The following is an 18,650-nucleotide window of genomic DNA, read 5'->3' as shown; positions in this document are numbered from 1 at the left end:
GCATCATGAGGTGTGTCTATCGCCGCGCGCTTCACGGCCGCGCTGGACCTCGAGGACGACCCCGACCTCGCCGCTCCCGAACTACTGCCGGTGCGGTTGTCCCGGGCCTGCGCCCGGATGCTCGGCGTCGACGGGGCCGGTCTGAGCGTGCACGACGCCGCTGGACGACGGATCCCACTGGGGGCCAGCTCGGCCGAGGCCGCCGTCGCCGAGCGCCTGCAGTTCACCGCCGGCAGCGGGCCGTGCGAGACCGCGCAGGAGCACCGGGAGCCGGTCTTCGCCGCCCTGTCCGACCTCCGCCGCCGGTGGCCCACCTTCGCCGAGCTGCTGGTCGAGCGGACCGGGTACCGCGCGGTCGTCGCCCTCCCCCTCGGCGAGACCCTGGCCGGGAAGGGCGCCCTCGACCTGTTCTTCACCGACGAGGCGACGGTGACCGACCTCGACGTCTTCGAGGCGATGGTGGTCGGCGACCTCGTCACCGCCGCGCTCGGGGACGCCGCCGTGTGGTCGTCCTGGTCGCCCCAGGGCGGGCCGGCGTGGCTGCACGGGCCGACCGCGCAGCGCCGGGCGCTGGTCTGGGAGGCGATGGGCCACACGAGCATGGCGCGCGACGTCGACGCCCCGACGGCGCTCGACCTGCTCCGCGCCGCGGCCTGGTCGTCGGACCGGTCGGTCGACGAGCTGGCCGAGGACGTGGTGCACGGCCGGGTGGACCCGGCCCACCTCCGCGCGGACGTCGACGACCCGGCGGAGCGGCCACCCGTTTGAGCTCGCCGCGTTCACCGTGGGTCACGGGTCGGCTGCGCGCCATCCCTTCGATTGGGGGTCGGACACCCCCGCCGTTCGGCTGTCGCCGGGGGGTCCACCGGTTGCGAGACTCGTCCCTGCCGACCAAGGTCCCTCGCATCGTCGTGACGGACCGTGGGTACGGTGCGCTCCGCCCACCGGGGTGGGGCGCAGGTGCCGAAGGAGGAGGTGACGCGTGATCAGGGTGCTGCTCGCCGACGACCACGCGTTCGTCCGGGACTCCCTGGTCGAGCTTCTCGGTTCCAGCGGCGACGTCGAGGTCGTCGCCGCCTGCGAGGACGGCGCACAGGTGCTCGACGCCGCGCAGCGCACCCAGCCCGACGTCGTGCTGCTCGACGTCGGGATGCCCCGCGTCACGGGGCTGGAGGCGGCCCGACAGCTGCTGTCGGCACACCCCGACGCGAAGATCGTGCTGCTCACCGGCCAGCTCACCCCCGCGCTGGTGAAGGAGGCGCAGGAGATCGGCGTCGCCGGCTACCTGCTCAAGGACGACGACCCCGGCGCGCTCCCGGGCCACGTCCGTGCGGTGGCGGCCGGACGGACGGCGTGGAGTGATGCGGCCGCATCGGCAGGTGCCCCGAACGGGTGACGGGTCCCCTCGGGTCAGGGCACGGAACCCCACCGTCTCACTTACGCTGCGTGTCGACTCGCTGATGTGATGTGGGTGACGGCAGGGACCTTCGACCCGAATGGGCGCGAAGCCCTTGGTGAGAAGAGCCCCGCTCAGGTCACATAAGCGCGCTCCCCCCGCTGAGTCGGGCGGGAGCACTCGCTGACCAACGGGGGGGATCCCATGGCGCTTGCACAGATGGACCGGCCGGCAGACACAGCCACGACGCGTGTGCTGGTCGTCGACGACCACCGCACGTTCGCCGAGCTGCTGTCGGGAGCGCTGGCGTTCGCGGGCATGGACGCCGTGGGGACCGCGAACTCGGCCGCCCAGGCGATCGCCATGGCCCAGGACCTGCAGCCCGACATCGTCGTCATGGACATCGAGATGCCGCGCCAGGACGGGCTGGCCGCGACCCGCCGCATCCGCGAGGTCGCGCCGCAGGCCGTCGTCGCCGTCGTGACCGCGCACCGCGACCCCGACTGGGTGGTCCGCGCGGCGCAGGCCGGCGCCTCGGCCTTCATCCCCAAGGACGGTTCCCTCGCCGAGATGATCGACGTGCTCTCCCGGGTGCAGCCCGGCCAGATGCTCGTCGCGCCCTCGACCTTCGCCGGCGGCCCCACCTGCGCGCCGGCGTCGACCGGCGACCGGGGCACGGTGCCCCAGCTGACCCGCCGCGAGCAGGAGGTCCTCGACTGCCTCGGCCGCGGCATGCAGGTCAAGGCGATCGCGCGGGTCCTCGGCATCACCCTGGAGACCTGCCGCGGCTACGTGAAGTCGCTGCACGCGAAGCTCGGCGTCCGCTCGCAGCTGGAGGCGGTCGTCAAGGCCCAGCAGCTGGGCCTGATCAGCTCGGTTGATGAGCACTGAGGCCCCTGCGCCAATCCCCTCCGTCATCACCAGGTCCACGAAGGGCCGCCGTCCCGCCCGGGGCGGCGGCCCACGTCGCGAGCTGCTGGCCTTCTGCCTGACCGCCCTGCTGGTCCTGCTGGTCGTGTCGGCGGGGACGGTGTGGATCAGCGAGCGGATCGCTCGCGCCAACGCCCTCGCCGAGGCCGAGCGCTCCGCCGAGCGTCTGGGTGCGCTCCTCGTCGCACCGGACCTCGAGGAGCTGCTGCTGGGGCTGCCCGGCCGGCGGGAGGTGCTCGACCGTGCCGTCCAGAACCGGATGAGCGACGGTTCGGTCACCAAGATGGTGGTCTGGCGCGCCACCGGCGAGATCGTCTACTCCAGCGACCCCAACCTCATGGGCCGCACGCTGGAGCCCTCGGAGGAGATGCTGCGGGCCGTCGGGGGCGAGACCGTCTCCGACGTCGACGAGTCGCCCGAGACCTCCACGAACGGCGCCGAGGCGCTGCTCGAGGTCTACGCCCCGCTCTCCGCGGCCGGCGAGGACTTCGCCTTCGAGGCGTACTTCTCCTACGAGACCATCGACCGGCAGGCCGCACGGCTGCGCGGGCAGATCATCCCCATGGCCATCGGCGCGCTGGTGCTCCTGCAGCTGGTGCAGATCCCCATCGCCACGTCCCTGGCCCGCCGGGTGAGCCGGCAGGAGGCCGAGCGCACCGCCCTCATGCAGCGCACCATGGACGCCTCCGACCGCGAGCGCCGCGCCATCGCTGCCGACGTGCACGACGGGCCGGTCCAGGACCTCGCCGGGGTGAGCTACGCCCTCTCCGCGCTGCGCGGCAGCCTGCCACCGGAGCGCCAACCGACGGTCGACCGGCTGGTGGGTGCCGTGCGGCACGCCGTCCAGTCGCTGCGCCGGCTCATGGTCGACATCTACCCGCCCGACCTCAGCGGCCCGGGTCTGGGCGAGGCGATCAAGGACATGGCCGAACCGTTGCGGGCCGAGGGGGTCGAGGTCCTCGTGGACGCCGGCCCGCTGCCGGAGATGACGCCGGACGCCGCGGCGGTGCTCTACCGCACCGCCAAGGAGGCTCTGGCCAACGTGGCCAAGCACGCCCAGGCCCAGCACGCGTGGGTGACCCTGGAGGAGACCGAGGTGGCCGACTGTCCCGCGGTGCGCCTGGAGATCGCCGACGACGGGGTGGGTTTCCCGGCGACGGGGACCGACCGCCGGCAGGAGGGCCACCTGGGCATGTCACTCCTCCGGGACCGCGTGGTCGACCTCGGTGGCACCGTGACGCTCAGTGAGCGGCCCGGTGGAGGGGCGATGCTGACCACAGTGGTACCACTGAGTGACGGTCAGTGACCCAATACGGCGTCTGACCTGCACAGACCCCCCAAATACGGGATGCCGTCCACCCCCTGTGACGGCTGTGACGAGAGGGTCCCGAACGGGAGAGTTCCACTACCGCACGAGGCGGCAGTAGAAGGAGCTTCCCCGATGGACACGCCCAGCCTGAACCGACGCGACGTTCTCAAGGTCTCGCTCGCCGGCACCGCCGCAGCGGCCCTGCCCTTCCAGGCTGTCCTGAAGGCGGCGACGGCGTCGACCCTCGCCGAGACCAAGATGCCGAAGCCCTTCCTCGCGGCCTTCAAGGCACCGGCGGTGCTCGAGCCGGTCGCCCGGGACGACGTCCCCGGCAACAGCTACGGCAAGGTCCCGGACGACTACGTCCCGGTCCCGGGCAACTCGCACTTCCCCGGCCAGCCGATCACGGGCAGCGCCTACGCCGGAACGGACTACTACCGGATCACCGAGACCAACGTCCAGGCGCAGATCGCGCCCGGCATGTGGACGAAGTTCTGGTGCTACTCCGGCAAGGCGAAGGACGGCTCGACGATCCGCTCGGTGCCGGGCCCGACCATCCGGTCCTACATCGGCAGGGACGCGAACGGCAACAAGGCCCCCCGCCGCACCGTCATGCAGGTCATCAACGACCTGCCGGTCAAGCACCCCACCGCCGGCTACGTGCCGTGGACCTCCCTGCACCTGCACGGGTCCCCCTCCAAGCCGCAGTTCGACGGCTACGCCGGCGACCTGACGAACCCGGGCGAGTGGAAGAACTACGAGTACCCGAACAGCTGCACCCCCCGGACGCTCTGGTACCACGACCACGGCGTGCACCACACCGCCGAGAACGTCTACATGGGCCTGGCCGCCCAGTACCACCTGGTCGACCGGGAGCTGGAGCAGGCGCTCGAGATCCCGCAGTACGACCCGAACCTGCCGCCGGTCGCCCCCGGCCAGTACGAGGCGCCGCTGATCCTCAGCGACGTCATCCTCAGCGCCGACGGTCAGCTGGTGTTCGACGACTCCGGCGACGACGGCCTCTACGGCGACATCATCCTGGTCAACGGCGTGCCGTGGCCGAACATGAAGGTCGAGCCGCGCAAGTACCGGTTCCGCATGCTCAACGGCTCCCTCGCCCGCGGCTACCAGCTCCGGATGAGCAACGGCATGTCGTTCAAGCTGATCGCCACCGACGGCGGGTTCATGCAGTTCGCCCAGGACGTGACCACGTTCCGGATCGGCATGGCCGAGCGCTACGAGTTCATCCTCGACTTCAAGGACCTCAAGGGGCAGAAGGTCCAGCTGCTCAACGACGGCGTGGCCAACGCGATCGACTACGACAACACCGGCAAGATCATGCAGTTCGAGGTCGGCACCAAGGTGACCAGCACCGCGAACAACAAGGCCCCCGGCCAGCTGGGCGCGCCGCACCCGGCGATGGCGCTGAAGGCCGCCGACCGGAAGACCGTCCGGACGATGGAGCTGCACCGCAGCAACGGCCTGTGGAAGATCAACGACCAGACGTGGGACGACGTCGTGCGGTCCAACTACACCCGCCTGTTCGCCAACCCCCAGCGTGACGACATCGAGATCTGGGAGGTCACGAACAACGGCGGCGGCTGGTTCCACCCGCTGCACATCCACCTGATCGACTTCAAGGTCCTCACCCGGAACGGCCTGCCGCCGGCGCCCGAGGAACGTGGCCCGAAGGACGTCGTCTACATCGCCGAGGGCGAGACCGTGCGACTGCTCATGAAGTTCGAGCACGAGGACGGGCGGTACATGATCCACTGCCACAACCTGTCGCACGAGGACCACGACATGATGCTCCAGTACCAGGTGGGGCACCACGACATCGACTGCGACGCGATCAACTCCTGCCCGCCCAAGCCGCTGCCGGCACCCGACCTGGTTCCCGCGCAGCCGCCGGCGGCCGCGGCCCCGGCCGAGCCGGTCGACGACTCGTCCTCGGGTGACTCGTCCAGCACCTCCAGCACGTCGAGCACGTCGAGCACGTCCGGCTCGTCGGAGACCACCTCGACCGGGTCCACCACCCCGGCCACCGGCAGCACGACGACCGGCACCACGACGACCGGCACCACGACGACCGAGGGCGGCGGGCAGTGAGCACCGCCGTCGCCGAGCCGGTCGCGGCACCCACCGACGGACGCCGCGACCGGTCCGCCTGGTGGCTGCGGATCACGGCCCTCGGCGCGGCCGCGGCGGGCGCGCTGCACGTGGCCGCCGCGGTCGACCACCTGGGTGCCGGTGAGCTCGCGGTCGGGTTCTTCCTGCTCACCGCGCTCGTCCAGGTCGGCTTCGCCGGCTGGCTGCTCCTCACCAGCATGACGAGGTCGACGCCGGACCGTCGCCTGGTGGCGCTGGCCCTGCTGGGCACGGTCGGCCTGCTGGCGCTGTACCTGGTGGCCCACGCGACGAACCTGCTCGACGCGTTCGCGGTGGCCGACCACGCCACCGGCGCCCACGCGCACAGCGACAACATGGAGCGCATGCTGCGCTACGACCCGGTGACCGGCGTCGACTACTTCGCGGGCATGTCCCAGGCCGACGGTCCCGTCGCCATGGCCGGCGACCCGGTCGCCACCCGGCACGGGCCCGAGGCGGTCGGCACGGCGACGGTCGCGGTCGAGCTGCTCACCGTCCTGGGGCTCACCGCGCTCCTGCCGTCGTCCTGGCGACGGACCGCGGTGAACGGCCTGTTCGCCCTCGGCGGGCTGGCCTGGATCCTCTGGTTCGCCGGCGTCCTCGGATGAGGACCGCCCCCCGATCAACCGTCACGGTCACCGGTGACCCCCGCACCGGTGACCGTGGCGGTGGCCGGCACCGTCGTCCCCGCCCGGGGACGGCCGCCCGGTCTGCCGCCGTGGTCACCGGTGACCCCCGCACCGGTGACCACGGCGGCACCTCCCCCCGGACGACCGCCGCGGACGCCGGTGACCCCCGCACCGGCGTCCGCGGCGGTGCCCTGTGGCGCCGGCTGCTGCAGCTCGGCCCCTGGCTCGCGATCGGCACGGTGCTGGTGCTCATCGCGTCGATGTCCGGGCTCCTGCCCTGGCAGGTCATGCGGGTCGACTCGGACAGCATGCAGCCGACGATCGACATCGGGGACCTCCTCGTCGTCGACCGTGGCTCGGGCCCGGTCGAGCACGGCACCGTCGTCGCCGTCGAGGACCCCCAGGACGCCGAGGGGATGCTGGTCAAGCGGGTGGTCGGCGTCGGCGGCGACGTGGTCGCCATCGAGGACGGGGTCCTGCTGGTCAACGGCGTGGAGGTCTGCGAGCCGGCCATCGACCGGTCCCGGCTGGACGGCGTCTTCCACGGGCCGGTGGACGTCCCCGAGGGCACGCTCTTCCTGCTGAGCGACAACCGCGACCGCTCGATCGACTCCCGCACGTTCGGCCCGGTGCCGACCAGCTCGATGGTGGGCACGGTGTCCCTGCGGCTCTGGCCGTCCCCGGGCACCCTCCCCGACCCGTACGCGGGCTGCTGAGGCCCTCCCCGCACGCCCGCGAGCTCCGGTGGCCGGTCCGGCCACCGGAGCTCGCTGCGGTGCGGGATGCCTCGGGAGGAGGAGTCCCGGTCGCCACTCAGCGGCGACCGGGACGGCTCAGCCGCGGACGGGGCCGTCGGTGGCCGGCGAACCGGCCGAGGGGAACGCGAGGTCGTCGGCGGACCGCGACAGCTCGTGCCAGAGCTTGTTGGTGTCGTTGAGCTCGCGCTCGACGGCGGTGAGCGCCACGTGCACCGGGATGCCGGGGCGGCCGCCGACCTTGACGAGGAAGTGTCCGCGGCCGGGGGGCTCGGCCTCCGCGCCGGTGCCCGGGTTCCAGGCCGGCGGGTCCTGCCAGCCGACCAGCAGGTCCTGCTCGGCCTGGGTGAGCGGGACGGCGGAGGTCAGCATCGGCATCTCGGCCGACGGCAGCCCGCCGCAGATCACCATGCCGGAGCGCTCCACGAAGCCACGGGCCTTCATCCGGTCCTCCTCGGTGGGGAGGGCCAGGAGGTCGCTCATCGTGTGGCTGACCATCGCCATGCCGACGCCGCGCTGCCGGTTGAGCCGGGTGAGCGCGTCGACCCGGTCGACCATGCCGCGGCCGGCGCGCAGCGCCCGCCACAGCTCGTCGAGGACGACGAAGTGGTGCCGGCGCGGCTCCAGGCCGGCGTCGGCCAGGGCGTGCGCGACGCTGATCGAGCCGAAGCCGGCCGACCAGCAGGCGAGCAGCACCGCGGCCTGCAGGTCGTTCTGGGCGTCGTCGACGCTGGACACGTCGAAGACGACCGGGCGGTCGCGGCGGATCGGCGTCGTCGTCGGCTCGGCGAAGATGCGGCCCAGCCGCCCACCGCCGGTGAGGCCGATCAGGGTCGCCTCGAGCTCCTCGGTCACGTCGTCGTAGCGGGCACGGTCCCCGCGGTCCAGCGCCGCGGCGCGGACGTCCTCGGGCGCGGCCCGCAGCACCTCGAGCAGGTGGTGCAGCGTCGGCGCTCCCAGCCGCTCGGCGTCGTGGGTGTCGTCGAGCACGCGCAGCGCCCGGTCGAGCACCGTCTCCTCGCGGTCGGTGGGCGGGGTACCGCGCATGACGGTGATGAGCGCGGAGACGATGGCGTGCCGGCGTCCGTGGGCGTCGGCCAGCACCTGGGTGCGGGCGTCGCCGGTCAGCCGCCGGGCGGCGGCGAGCGCCTCGCCCGGGTCGAGCACGTTGAGGTGACCGCGGCCGCGGCCCAGGCGGATGACCTGGCCGCCGATGGCCTCCACCAGGTCGACGTAGTCGGGCTTGAGGTCGCCGAGGACCATCGGCAGCACGCCGTAGCCGGCCAGGCCGAGGGCCATCCGGCGGACGACCGTCGACTTGCCGAGGCCGGGTTTGCCCAGCACGAAGGCCGACGGGTTGCTGATGAGGTTGGCCCGCTGGAACCAGCTGATCGGGTCGCAGCACAGGGTCGCGCCGGAGAGCAGGTTGCGGCCCAGCGGCACGCCGGTCATCGGCGTCCCCGCGCCGGCGGCGAACGGCCACAGGCCGCACGCCTGCACCGTGGTGGCCCGCCACTCGTCGGGGGCCTGCACGTACGTCGCCGCTCCCCCGCCGCGGCCGGGCCAGCCGCGGGACCCGGGCCCCGGGGCCGGCCGGCTCGCCCGCTTGCGCGTCACAGCGCCTCCCGGAGCTCGCTCGGGACGTTCAGGTGGGCCGAGGGCACGATACCCAGGGGCAGCGCGGCGGCGAAGGCCGAGTCCTGCGACCCGTAGACCGGGCGCAGCTGGATCCGGGCGGTCGCGGACAGGCTGTCGACGGCGGCGCGGACGACGTCGAGCGCGGCGTGCGGGTCGTCGAGCAGGTCGGCGTCGGTGACGGTCGCCGTCACGAGCATGCCGAAGTCGATCAGGCCGGCGCCCCGGGCCTCCTCCTCCGCGGTGAGCGCCGCGGCGCGCTGCTCCTGCAGCGTCCGGGCGGTGGGCCGCGAGGAGGACGAGGCGCGGAAGTCGGCGGTGCGCCGGTCCTGCTCGACGGCGCGGGCGGCGCGGCCGGCGTCCAGCGGCCGGTAGAGCAGGGTGACCCGCTTGCGGTCGATGTCGGGGTGCGGGGCGATGAGGTCGGCCAGCACGGAGGAGTACACCTCGCCGCGCGGCGCCTCCGTCATGGACCAGGTGACCGACAGCGCCCCGTCGTGGCGGTAGTGACCCCAGGCGGCCTGGGCGGCGGTCGGGCCGACGTCGGACCACTGCAGCTCGGGAGCGGCCCCGGTGGCGTGCGCCTCGTCGAGCACCCGCGCGGCGGACGGGTCGTAGGCCACCCGGACCACCTCGCACAGCTCCTGCGCGGTCGCCGGGCGGACGACGCCCGCGCCGGTGGCGCTGAGGCCGGCGGTGAGGCCGGGCAGCCGGGTGCCGATGTCGCGGGCGACGTCGGCGGGCTCCCGCTTGCGGCCGCCGGCGCGGCCCGCGGCGGTGAAGGTGAGGGAGACGTACGCGGTGACCGTCGCCGAGCCGGCCGGGTAGGTGTCGACCACCTCGCGCAGCATCTCGAGGGCGACCGAGGGGCCGCGGGGGTCGAGGTGGGTGTCGACCTCGCGGCGCAGCCGGGTGCCGGAGTCCGGCGCGGTCTCCACCGTGACCGACGCGGCCACCAGACCCGGCTCGTTGCCGAGCGCGCTCAGCCAGGCACCCCAGTGCGCCACCCAGGTGTCGATCTGCTCCTCGTCGACCAGCGAGGCGCCGTCGGGCTCGGTGACCAGGACCACCGTGGCGTGCCGGGTGGCCGGGACGGTGACCATCGCGAACGGGCGGCCGTGCGAGTCCTGCCACTCCGACAGCTCGGACGCCGCGGCCAGCCCGGGCAGCTGGTTCGTCCCGGTCGGGACGCGGCCGAGGGGGCCCGAGCGGTACACGTTCGCCCCGCTGCGCCGGGCCCGCGCCCAGCCGAGCCGGGTCGACAGCCGCTGCACCCCCGACCGGTGGTGCCGGTCACGGACCACCAGCAGGGTCAGCAGCAGGCCGAGGACCACGGCGACGGCGATCGCCCACAGCAGACCGGCGAGCATCAGGGCGGCGATGACGCCGATCAGACCGAGCAGCAGGAGCGCCGTCCCGAGGGCGCCCAGGCTGCCCAGGCCGGCGCTGCCCGGCCGGCGCCAGTTCCCGTAGGTGCGGGGGGAGTCGGACGGCGCGGTCACGAGTCGGAGTCCTCTCGATCCGGGCGCTGGGTGGGGATCGGGGCGATCTCGGTGGCGGCGCCGGCCCTGGCGACCCGGGCACGGATGGCCTCACGCTCGGGCTTGCGGCCCAGCCCGGGGAAGGCGTCGACGACCGGGCCGGCCACGCCCAGCCGGGCGGCGCCGACGCGGGCGTCCCGGGGCAGGGTGCCGGCCGCGTGGCGCGGGGCAGCGCCGCGGGCCGAGGGCACCCGCACCGACGCGGCACCGCCGCCGGCGCCGGTGGCCACGGTGACGGGGGCGACCGCACGGGCACCGGTCGGCAGCCCGTGTGCGCCGGCGGCGCGGACCCGGCTGCTGGCGGCGACGGTCCGCACCATCGGCCGCAGCACCCGGAGCATCACCGGCAGGGCGGCGATGGCCAGCAGGAGGAACGTGGTCCCGGTCAGCGCGGCGACCAGGGGCGAGTCCTCGGGCAGCGGGGTGAGGAAGGCGGCGGCGTACACGAGCGCGGCGGCCGGCTGGTAGAGCGCGAACGCGACGGTCCAGGTGAGGGTCCGGACGAAGACGGCGCGCCCGGTGTCGGTGTTGGTCGCCGACGCGGTGAGCGGCAGCACGCCGGCGAGGACCACCAGCACCACGCCCCGCGCGACCAGCAGCACGACCTGCACGACGGCGGCCAGGAGCGTGGCCGTGCCGACGAGCACGCTGAGGACGACGGAGAGCTCCTCGGTGCGCTGGAGCGCGAGCAGGTCGGTCAGTCCGGCCTCCACGTCGCCGGTGGCCTGTTCGAGGATCCAGCCGGAGAACGCGTCGGACGCGCTCACCAGCAGGATCACGCCGGTCAGGCCGGCGCCGGAGACCAGCACCAGCGTGCCGAGGCCGCGCAGCAGCTCGGCCAGCGGCTGGGTGCGGCGCATCCAGACCATCCGGCCGGCCGCGACCAGCACGGCCAGGACGGCGATCGCGCCGGTGTACCAGGCCAGCGACCCGGTCAGCAGCCCGGTCGCCTCGGACGGCGTCGCGATGCCGTCGGCGCCGATGGTGCCGATGCCGGGGGACGGCGGGTCCGCCCACAGTCGCGCCACGGCGGCCAGCGCGTCGCCGGCCGCCTCGACGATCTCCCGCGCCAAGTCGCCCAAGGGGTCACTTCCTCCAGTCTGGTCCACCACGCCGACGCCCGCGGCCGGGATGGCCGGGTCGAGGAACGCCTCGCCGAAGTCGGCGGCGGTGGGGTCGGTGCTGCTGATGTCGGCACTGCCGGAGAGCGTGTCGCCGATGCCGAGGGCGTCGAGGCCGGAGCCGTCGAGCCCCGAGCCGTCGAGGCCCGTTCCGTCGAGGCCGGCGCCGTCGGGACCGTCGAGCCCCGAGCCGCCCGACCCGCCGCCACCGAAGTCGCCGCCGCCGGAGCGGCCGTCGCCCGGGTCCGCGGCCGGCGGCACGATCGCGGCGGGGATGCGGTCGGTCTCGACCGCGGTCTCCTGCGGCGTGGGCGGCGCCGGCGGGGGTGGGGCGTTGTCCACCACGCCGGCCGGGATGCGGTCGGTCTCGACCGCGGTCTCCTCCGGCGTGGGCGGCGCCGGGTCCGTGGTCGGCGTCGTCGGGTCCGTGGTCGGGGTGGCCGGGTCGGTCGTCGGGTCCGTGGTCGGGGTGGCCGGGTCGGTCGTCGGGTCCGTGGTCGGCGTCGCCGGGTCCGTCGTCGGGGTGGCCGGGTCGGTCGTCGGGTCCGTGGTCGCCGTCGCCGGGTCCGTCGTCGGGTCCGTGGTCGGCGTCGCCGGGTCCGTCGTCGGCTCGGGAGCCGGCGTCGTCGGCTCGGGGCTCGGCTCGGGAGCCGGGGTGGTCGGCTCAGGGCTCGGCTCGGGAGCCGGGGTGGTCGGCTCAGGGCTCGGCTCGGGAGCCGGGGCCGGCGGCTCCGGCTCCGGCGAGGGGGCTGCGGTGGCGGTCACCGCGGGTTCCGGGGACGGCTCGGGCACGGACGTCGACGCAGACGTGGGCGCGGCCGAGGTGGCCGTCGCCTCCGCCGTCGTCGTCTCCGCTGCCATGCCTGACCTCGCCCCCGAGCGCCCGTCAGACCAGGGCCGCGATCAGCCCGGAGGCCGAACCGACGAGGACCGCTCCACCCAGGACGTAGGCCAGGCTCACCGCGTGCTCGGCGCCCTCACCGCGCCGGTGGGCAAGCGCCATCCGCGCCCCGACCATCAGGACGCCGACGACGCAGACGGCCAGCACGGTCCACGCGACCCACTGGACGATGGTGACGATGCCCTCCGACCCGGGCGGGGCGATGCCCTGGCCGGGGTCGACCACGGCCTGCGCGAGAGGTGCGAGCGAGCTCATCGGTTCCGTCCCTGGATGTCGTGAGTGGCATGACCACGGTGCAGTGCGGGCCGCACCAGCGGCAATGCCCGACATTGGGGGTGCCGTCGGGGTCCTCCGACCGGCTCTACTCCTTGCTGCACCGGTGTGGCGGGGGTCCCGCCGGGGTTGACAGGAGGGCTCGGGCATGTCCAGCTCGCGACGGTGGCTCGCGGGAACCGCCGCACTGGTCGTGGCGCTCCTGCTCGGCGGCTGCGGCGGCGCCCCGGATCGACCCGAGCCGCGCCCCGAGCCCACCGCCGCGGCGGAGGACGGGCCCGGTGACGCCGACGCCGCCCTCCCGGCCGCGCTGCCCTCCCCCACCGACGACGCCGACTCCCAGCAGTCCGCCCTCGACGCGGCCACGGCCGCGATGACCGCCTTCGCCCGGCCCGACCTCGACGCCGGCACCTGGTGGACGGAGTTCTCCCCGTTCCTGAGCCCGTCGGCCACGGTCGCCTACGAGGGCACCGACCCCGCGCTGGTCCCGGTGTCCGCGGTGACCGGGGCCCCGCTGCCGACGCCGGCGGTCAGCCCCTACCTCGCGACCGTGCGCGTGCCGACCGACGCGGGCCAGTACGCCGTCCTCCTCGTGCGCGAGGGCGCCGGCGCACCGTGGCTGGTCGAGCGGATCACGCCGGTCGAGGCCGCCGATCCCGCGGTGCCCGGGGACGTCGCGCCGGTGGAGCCGGTGGACCCGGCCGGGCCCGGGTCGGTGGACCCGGCCGAGCCCGCCGTTCCGGAGGCCGAGACCGTGCCGCCGGAGGCCGGGACCGCGGAGGACGCGGGCGGCGCGCTGGACGGCGACGCCCCGGTTCCCGGGACCGGAGCCACGGAGCCGGCACCGTGAGGCGCCTGCTCCTGGTGGCCGCTGCCGTCGCACCGGTCCTCGTCGCGGGCGGCCTGGTCACCGCGGCCCTGGTCACCCACGAGGACCCGCAGGCCGGCGCCTGCGCCCCGGTCGGGACGTCGGTCAGCGTGGCGGGCATGCCGGACGGGCCCGTCGCCGACTGGGAGGGCCAGCAGCTGGTGAACGCGGCGCTGATCATGGAGGCCGGCGAGGCGATGGGCGTGAGCGCCCGCGGCCAGGTCATCGGCGTCATGACCGCGATGGGCGAGTCCTCGCTGACGGTGGTCGACCACGGCGACGCCGTCGGCCCGGACAGTCGCGGGCTGTTCCAGCAGCGCGCCAACGGGGCGTGGGGCAGCTACGAGGACCGGATGAACCCGACCACCTCGGCGACCAACTTCTACGCCGCGCTGCTCGAGGTGGAGGGCTGGGAGGCGCTGCCGCCGACGCTGGCCGCCCACAAGACGCAGCGCAACGCCGACCCGTACCACTACGCCCGCTGGTGGGACGACGCGCTGGAGGTCGCCGCCGCGCTCTCCGGCGCCACCGTCACCGGCCTCGCGCCGGGCACCGGATCGGTCGCGTGCACCGGGGTCAGCCCGCTGCTGCGGTCGGTCACCGGCGAGTGGACCATCCCCACCGAGGGCCCGCTCACCAGCGGTTTCGGGCAGCGCAACAGCCCGACCGGCGGCGGGGTGCGGCTGCACGCCGGCCTGGACCTCGCGCCGGGCTGCGACGCGCCCATCGTCGCGGCGGCGGCCGGGGTGGTCGTCCGCGCCGGCGCGTCCTCCGGCTACGGCAACCTCGTCGTCGTCGACCACGGCGGCGGCGTCGTCACCCGGTACGCGCACATGGAGGACGACGACCTGCTCGTCGTCGTCGGCCAGCCGGTCGTCGCCGGCCAGCAGGTCGCCCGCGTGGGCACGAAGGGCGACTCGACCGGGTGCCACCTGCACTTCGAGGTGTACCAGGACGGCGCCCCGGTCGACCCGCTGCCCTTCCTCACCGACCGCGGCCTCGACCTGCGCTGACGAGGGTGGCCCAGGGCGCAGTCCCGGCCGGAATCCCGCGCCCGCGGGCGCTGCTGGACCTGGTGTGGGAGCCGCCGCCTCGCCGTCCCCCGTCCACCCCGACACCGATCTGTCGCGCCTCCTGCAGGTCCGCGAGATCCACGCCGAACCGGCCGCCCTCGACTCCGCCCGGGGACGGGAGGTGCTGGCCCGCTTCCCCGGCGCGGAGGTGATCGAGGTCCCGTCGCACTGGCAGATCCCCGAGCTGCACGGCAACGCGGGCAACGTCGACCGCTGGGTCCGGGTGAAGTCCGAGACGCTGGTGCTCGGGGTCAAGAAGTCGCTGACCGCGCGGGCCAACAGCCGCTCGTCGAACTGGATCGCGCCCTCGACGTCCAACGGCTGCGCCATGGCCTGCGCCTACTGCTACGTGCCGCGGCGCAAGGGCTACGCCAACCCGATCACGGTGTTCACGAACATCGAGCAGATCACCGGCTACCTGCGCCGGCACGTGGCCCGGCAGGGTGCCAAGACCGAGGCCGACCAGTGCGACCCGGTGAGCTGGGTCTACGACATCGGCGAGAACAGCGACTGCTCGGTCGACGCGCTGGTCAGCGACAACGTCGCCGACCTGGTCGGCACCTTCCGGGGGCTGCCGACGGCCAAGGCGTCGTTCGCCACCAAGTACGTCAACCGGCAGCTGCTCGACCTCGATCCGCAGGGCCGCACCCGGATCCGCTTCTCGCTCATGCCCGACGTCGACGCGAAGGTGCTCGACGTGCGCACCAGCCGCGTCCCCGAGCGGATCGCCGCGGTCGACGACTTCGTCGCCGCCGGCTACGAGGTGCACCTCAACCTCTCCCCCGTCGTGCTGCGCGAGGGATGGGAGGCCGACTGGGCCGACCTGCTGCGCCGACTGGACGACGAGCTGTCCCCGGCGGCCAAGGCCCAGACCGCGGCCGAGGTGATCATGCTGACCCACAACCGCGACCTGCACGAGGTCAACCTCGGCTGGCACCCGAAAGCCGAGGAGCTGCTCTGGCGGCCGGACCTCCAGCAGCCCAAGCGCAGCCAGAACGGCCAGTGGAACGTGCGCTACCGCAACGACGTCAAGCGGGCCGGAGTGACCCGGTTGCAGGAGCTGATCGCGGCGCACGCGCCCTGGCTGCGGGTGCGTTACGCGTTCTGAGCCGACGTGTCGCGATGTCGACATGCCGCCATGTCGACGCTGCGTGTCCACTGCATGACGTGACGTGCGCGACCCTGGCACCACTCCCCGGAGAGGGGAGGAGGGGGATGACGCTCGACGCGGTGTCCGTTCCCGCGTAGCCGGGTGGTCAGCCGGTCTGGCCGGTCTCCGCGTGTGCGGCGCCCACCGGCTTGGACTCCGGCGACCCCCGCTGGCGCAGGTAGACGGCGAAGACCGCCATCGAGCCGACGGCGAGCATCTCCGACTGCCAGTTCTGGAAGGAGCGGTTCCAGAAGTCGGCCTCGCCCAGGTAGCCGACGTAGGTGACGGGGTCCTGCTTCTCGGCCAGCTGCTCGGAGTTGAAGGCCGCCCAGCCGGCGATCGACGAGGCGGCCCAGGTCAGCAGGAACAGGGTGCCCATCAGCAGGCCGAGCGAGCGGGAGAACACCGCCGTCCGCCAGCCTCCGGGCCGCGCCCACGCCGGGGAGTGCCCGTCGGCGTGCCGGCCGACCTGCTGCTCCTCGTCGGACTCCGTCCCCTCCTCGCCGGGCTTCTTCGACTCCGACGACCCGCGCTGCACGAGCCAGACGGTGGCGAAGACGTAGAGGAAGAACTGCAGGTACTCCGACTGCCAGTTCTCCATGACGTCGACGCCGAAGGACGACGAGGTGACGTAGTCGAGGAACGAGACGGTCGGCAGCCCGTTGGCCACCTGCTGGGCGTTGACGTCGGCGGTCCCGGAGATCGCCTGGCCGGCCAGCGTGACGACGAACAGCGCACCGAACGCGAGGCTGAGCGCGTTGGCCCGGAAGAACCCGTAGCGGTCGGGGGCGCTCATCGGCCCATCAACCCCAGCGCGGTGACGTAGACGATCCCCACCACGATCACGACCAGGAACCCGACGAACACCGCCCGGACGCCGTTCACGGCCCCTCCACCTCACAGTCGTAGGGGGCATCGGCCCGGGGCTCGCAGGCCGCGGCGACCACCCGCCACCCCGCGGGGGTCTCGGTGAGGAACAGCGTGTCGCCGCTGAGCCGGACCTGGGCGTCACCGCCCCAGACCTCCACCGACTCGACGGCGCCGCCCTCCAGCGGGAGCTCGGAGATCACGTCGGCGCAGGACGCCGACTCCTCGGACTCCAGCGCGGCCAGCGTGGCCGGCACCAGCAGGGCGCACCGCTCGCCGGGGTTCCCCTCGGTGTCCTCGAACGCCGCGGCGACGTCGCCGACGTCGTCCGACTGCGCACCGGCGCAGCCGGACAGCAGCGCCGCGACCCCCAGCACCGCGCCCACCAGGCACCTCTTCGTCGAGGTTCCCACGTGGCCCTCCTGCTCTCCCCCTCCACCCGGCGGTGGTCGCCGGGACGATCGCCTTCCCGCCCCGGAGACCCGTCAAACGATCTTCACCCGTCGGGGGAACCGGGGGTTGCCTCGGCGTCCGCGGTTACCGTGGCCGCGTGGCGCGGGTGGCGGTCGTCGGCGCCGGACTGGGCGGGCTGGCGGCGGCGGCCCGGCTGGCCGCTCTCGGGCACGCGGTCACCGTGCTGGAGCAGGCGCCGGCCGTGGGCGGCAAGCTCGGCTGGTACGCCCGCGACGGGCACGGCTTCGACACCGGCCCGAGCCTGGTGACCCTGCCGCAGGTGTACCGGGACCTGTTCGACGCGACCGGTGGTCCGCTGGAGGACGCCGTCGAGCTGGTGCGTCTCGATCCCGCCGTCGCCTACCGCTTCGCCGACGGGACGCCGCTGGTCGTGCCCGGCACCCGAGCCGCGATCCCGGACGCGCTCGACGCCGCCCTCGGACCGGGCGCCGGAGCGCAGTGGGCCGGCCTCCTCGAACGGGGAGAAGCGATGTGGCGGGTCACCGAGGGGCCCTTCCTGCGCTCGCCCCTGGCCGGTGCCGCCACGCTCGCGCGGCTGGCCCGCAGCGCCTCCGACGTCGCCACCGTGGCGCCCTGGCAGACGCTGCGAGGCCTGGGCGCGGCCCACCTCGCGCACCCGGCGCTGCGCACCCTGCTCGACCGGTACGCCACCTACTCCGGGTCCGACCCGCGGCGGGCGCCGGCGGTCCTGGCCACGGTCCCCTACGTCGAGCAGGAGTTCGGCTCCTGGTACGTACGCGGGGGGCTGCGCCGGCTGGCCGTGGCGGTCGCGGAGCGGGCGGTCGAGCGCGGCGCCGTCGTCCGCACCGGCTGCACCGTGGAGCAGGTGCTGACCGCGGGTGGGCGGACGTCGGGGGTGCGGCTGGCCGGCGGGGAGGCGGTGCGCGCCGACGTCGTCGTCTCCGGCGCGGACGCCGCGGGCCTCTACGCCGACCTGCTGCCGGCGTCCCGGTCCACCCGCAGCGTGCGCCGCGACCTGGCCCGGAGCACGCCGTCGCTGTCGGGCGTCGTGCTGCTGCTCGCCCTGCGCGGGCGGACACCGGGGCTCGCGCACCACACCGTGCTCTTCCCCGAGGACTACGACGCGGAGTTCGACGCGGTGTTCGGCGGCGGCCGGCACCGCGGGCGGCCGCAACCGGTGGACGATCCCACCGTCTACATCAGCGCGCCCGACGACCCGGCCACGCGGCCCGACGAGGACAGCGAGTCGTGGTTCGTGCTGGTCAACGCCGCACGCCACGACCCGGCCGGGGGAGTCGACTGGGACGCCCCCGGCCTGGCCGACCGCTACGCATCCCGGGTGCTCGAGGTGATGGCGCGGCGCGGGCTCGACGTCCGGGACCGGTTGCGCTGGTGCGTCGTCCGGACCCCCGCCGACCTGGAGCGGGACACCCGCAGCGTGGGCGGGGCCATCTACGGGACGTCGAGCAACGGCGCCCGGGCGGCGTTCCTCCGTCCCGGCAACGCCTCCCCCGTCCCCGGCCTCTTCCTCGTCGGGGGCTCCTCGCACCCCGGGGGCGGGCTGCCGCTCGTGGCGCTGTCGGCCGAGATCGTCGCCGGGCTCGTCGGTCCCGTGTGAG

Annotated in this window: 17 protein-coding genes; 11 read left to right on the top strand and 6 right to left on the bottom strand. The window is 74.4% G+C overall.

Features of this window, described 5'->3' with window-relative positions:
- The first annotated feature begins 12 nt into the window (after positions 1 to 12).
- From MY520_RS02925 to lepB, 7 genes are all read left to right on the top strand, one after another.
- Positions 13 to 768 carry a GAF domain-containing protein gene (locus MY520_RS02925; RefSeq protein ID WP_436689909.1) on the top strand — a complete coding sequence of 252 codons (756 nt, stop codon included), beginning with the start codon at positions 13 to 15 and terminating at the stop codon, positions 766 to 768.
- 214 nt (positions 769 to 982) lie between these two features.
- Positions 983 to 1,396: a response regulator gene (locus tag MY520_RS02920; protein ID WP_436689907.1), complete on the top strand. Its 414-nt coding sequence runs from the start codon at positions 983 to 985 to the stop codon at positions 1,394 to 1,396.
- Positions 1,397 to 1,600: 204 nt separating this feature from the next.
- Positions 1,601 to 2,287, top strand: a complete 687-nt coding sequence (locus MY520_RS02915) for a response regulator transcription factor (protein WP_436689906.1) — start codon at positions 1,601 to 1,603, stop codon at positions 2,285 to 2,287.
- Positions 2,277 to 3,632: a sensor histidine kinase gene (locus MY520_RS02910; RefSeq protein WP_436689904.1), complete on the top strand. Its 1,356-nt coding sequence runs from the start codon at positions 2,277 to 2,279 to the stop codon at positions 3,630 to 3,632. The genes MY520_RS02915 and MY520_RS02910 overlap by 11 nt, the downstream gene beginning before the upstream one ends.
- A 135-nt stretch (positions 3,633 to 3,767) precedes the next feature.
- Complete coding sequence (locus MY520_RS02905; protein WP_436689902.1) at positions 3,768 to 5,744, top strand: multicopper oxidase domain-containing protein; 1,977 nt, start codon at positions 3,768 to 3,770, stop codon at positions 5,742 to 5,744.
- Positions 5,741 to 6,391 carry a hypothetical protein gene (locus tag MY520_RS02900; RefSeq protein ID WP_436689900.1) on the top strand — a complete coding sequence of 217 codons (651 nt, stop codon included), beginning with the start codon at positions 5,741 to 5,743 and terminating at the stop codon, positions 6,389 to 6,391. Before MY520_RS02905 ends, MY520_RS02900 begins: the two co-directional genes overlap by 4 nt.
- 110 nt (positions 6,392 to 6,501) lie before the next feature.
- The gene (gene lepB / locus MY520_RS02895; RefSeq protein WP_436689898.1) at positions 6,502 to 7,128 is read left to right on the top strand and encodes a signal peptidase I; all 627 of its coding nucleotides are present in this window, start codon (positions 6,502 to 6,504) and stop codon (positions 7,126 to 7,128) included.
- Between the two features lie 117 nt (positions 7,129 to 7,245).
- Here the strand turns inward: lepB and MY520_RS02890 are convergent, their stop codons facing one another.
- From MY520_RS02890 to MY520_RS02875, 4 genes are all read right to left on the bottom strand, one after another.
- On the bottom strand, positions 7,246 to 8,784 hold the full coding sequence (locus MY520_RS02890; protein WP_436689896.1) for a hypothetical protein: 1,539 nt from the start codon (positions 8,782 to 8,784) through the stop codon (positions 7,246 to 7,248).
- Positions 8,781 to 10,304, bottom strand: a complete 1,524-nt coding sequence (locus MY520_RS02885) for an SCO6880 family protein (RefSeq protein WP_436689894.1) — start codon at positions 10,302 to 10,304, stop codon at positions 8,781 to 8,783. The genes MY520_RS02890 and MY520_RS02885 overlap by 4 nt, the downstream gene beginning before the upstream one ends.
- The gene (locus tag MY520_RS02880; protein ID WP_436689892.1) at positions 10,301 to 12,229 is read right to left on the bottom strand and encodes a hypothetical protein; all 1,929 of its coding nucleotides are present in this window, start codon (positions 12,227 to 12,229) and stop codon (positions 10,301 to 10,303) included. Before MY520_RS02880 ends, MY520_RS02885 begins: the two co-directional genes overlap by 4 nt.
- Before the next feature lie 121 nt (positions 12,230 to 12,350).
- The gene (locus MY520_RS02875; protein ID WP_436689890.1) at positions 12,351 to 12,620 is read right to left on the bottom strand and encodes a hypothetical protein; all 270 of its coding nucleotides are present in this window, start codon (positions 12,618 to 12,620) and stop codon (positions 12,351 to 12,353) included.
- 166 nt (positions 12,621 to 12,786) lie between these two features.
- On the opposite strand from MY520_RS02875, the gene MY520_RS02870 reads away from it, so the two are divergent.
- The 3 genes from MY520_RS02870 (at position 12,787) to MY520_RS02860 (ending at position 15,687) form a co-directional block, all read left to right on the top strand.
- Positions 12,787 to 13,488: a hypothetical protein gene (locus MY520_RS02870; RefSeq protein ID WP_436689888.1), complete on the top strand. Its 702-nt coding sequence runs from the start codon at positions 12,787 to 12,789 to the stop codon at positions 13,486 to 13,488.
- Complete coding sequence (locus MY520_RS02865) at positions 13,485 to 14,519, top strand: M23 family metallopeptidase (RefSeq protein ID WP_436689886.1); 1,035 nt, start codon at positions 13,485 to 13,487, stop codon at positions 14,517 to 14,519. Before MY520_RS02870 ends, MY520_RS02865 begins: the two co-directional genes overlap by 4 nt.
- Before the next feature lie 64 nt (positions 14,520 to 14,583).
- Positions 14,584 to 15,687, top strand: coding sequence for a spore photoproduct lyase family protein (locus MY520_RS02860; RefSeq protein ID WP_436689884.1), 1,104 nt, complete (start codon positions 14,584 to 14,586; stop codon positions 15,685 to 15,687).
- Positions 15,688 to 15,835: 148 nt separating this feature from the next.
- On the opposite strand, the gene MY520_RS02855 is transcribed toward MY520_RS02860, so the two are convergent.
- Both MY520_RS02855 and MY520_RS02850 read right to left on the bottom strand, forming a co-directional pair.
- On the bottom strand, positions 15,836 to 16,525 hold the full coding sequence (locus MY520_RS02855; protein ID WP_436689882.1) for a DUF6766 family protein: 690 nt from the start codon (positions 16,523 to 16,525) through the stop codon (positions 15,836 to 15,838).
- Positions 16,526 to 16,610: 85 nt separating this feature from the next.
- Complete coding sequence (locus MY520_RS02850; protein WP_436689880.1) at positions 16,611 to 17,009, bottom strand: hypothetical protein; 399 nt, start codon at positions 17,007 to 17,009, stop codon at positions 16,611 to 16,613.
- A 137-nt stretch (positions 17,010 to 17,146) separates the two neighbouring features.
- On the opposite strand from MY520_RS02850, the gene MY520_RS02845 reads away from it, so the two are divergent.
- Positions 17,147 to 18,649 carry a phytoene desaturase family protein gene (locus MY520_RS02845; RefSeq protein ID WP_436689878.1) on the top strand — a complete coding sequence of 501 codons (1,503 nt, stop codon included), beginning with the start codon at positions 17,147 to 17,149 and terminating at the stop codon, positions 18,647 to 18,649.
- Position 18,650: the final 1 nt, after the last annotated feature.

It is taken from the genome of Geodermatophilus sp. CPCC 205506 (assembly GCF_051383635.1).
GTDB lineage: Bacteria > Actinomycetota > Actinomycetes > Mycobacteriales > Geodermatophilaceae > Geodermatophilus.
This window is presented reverse-complemented; position numbering and strand designations above follow the sequence as displayed.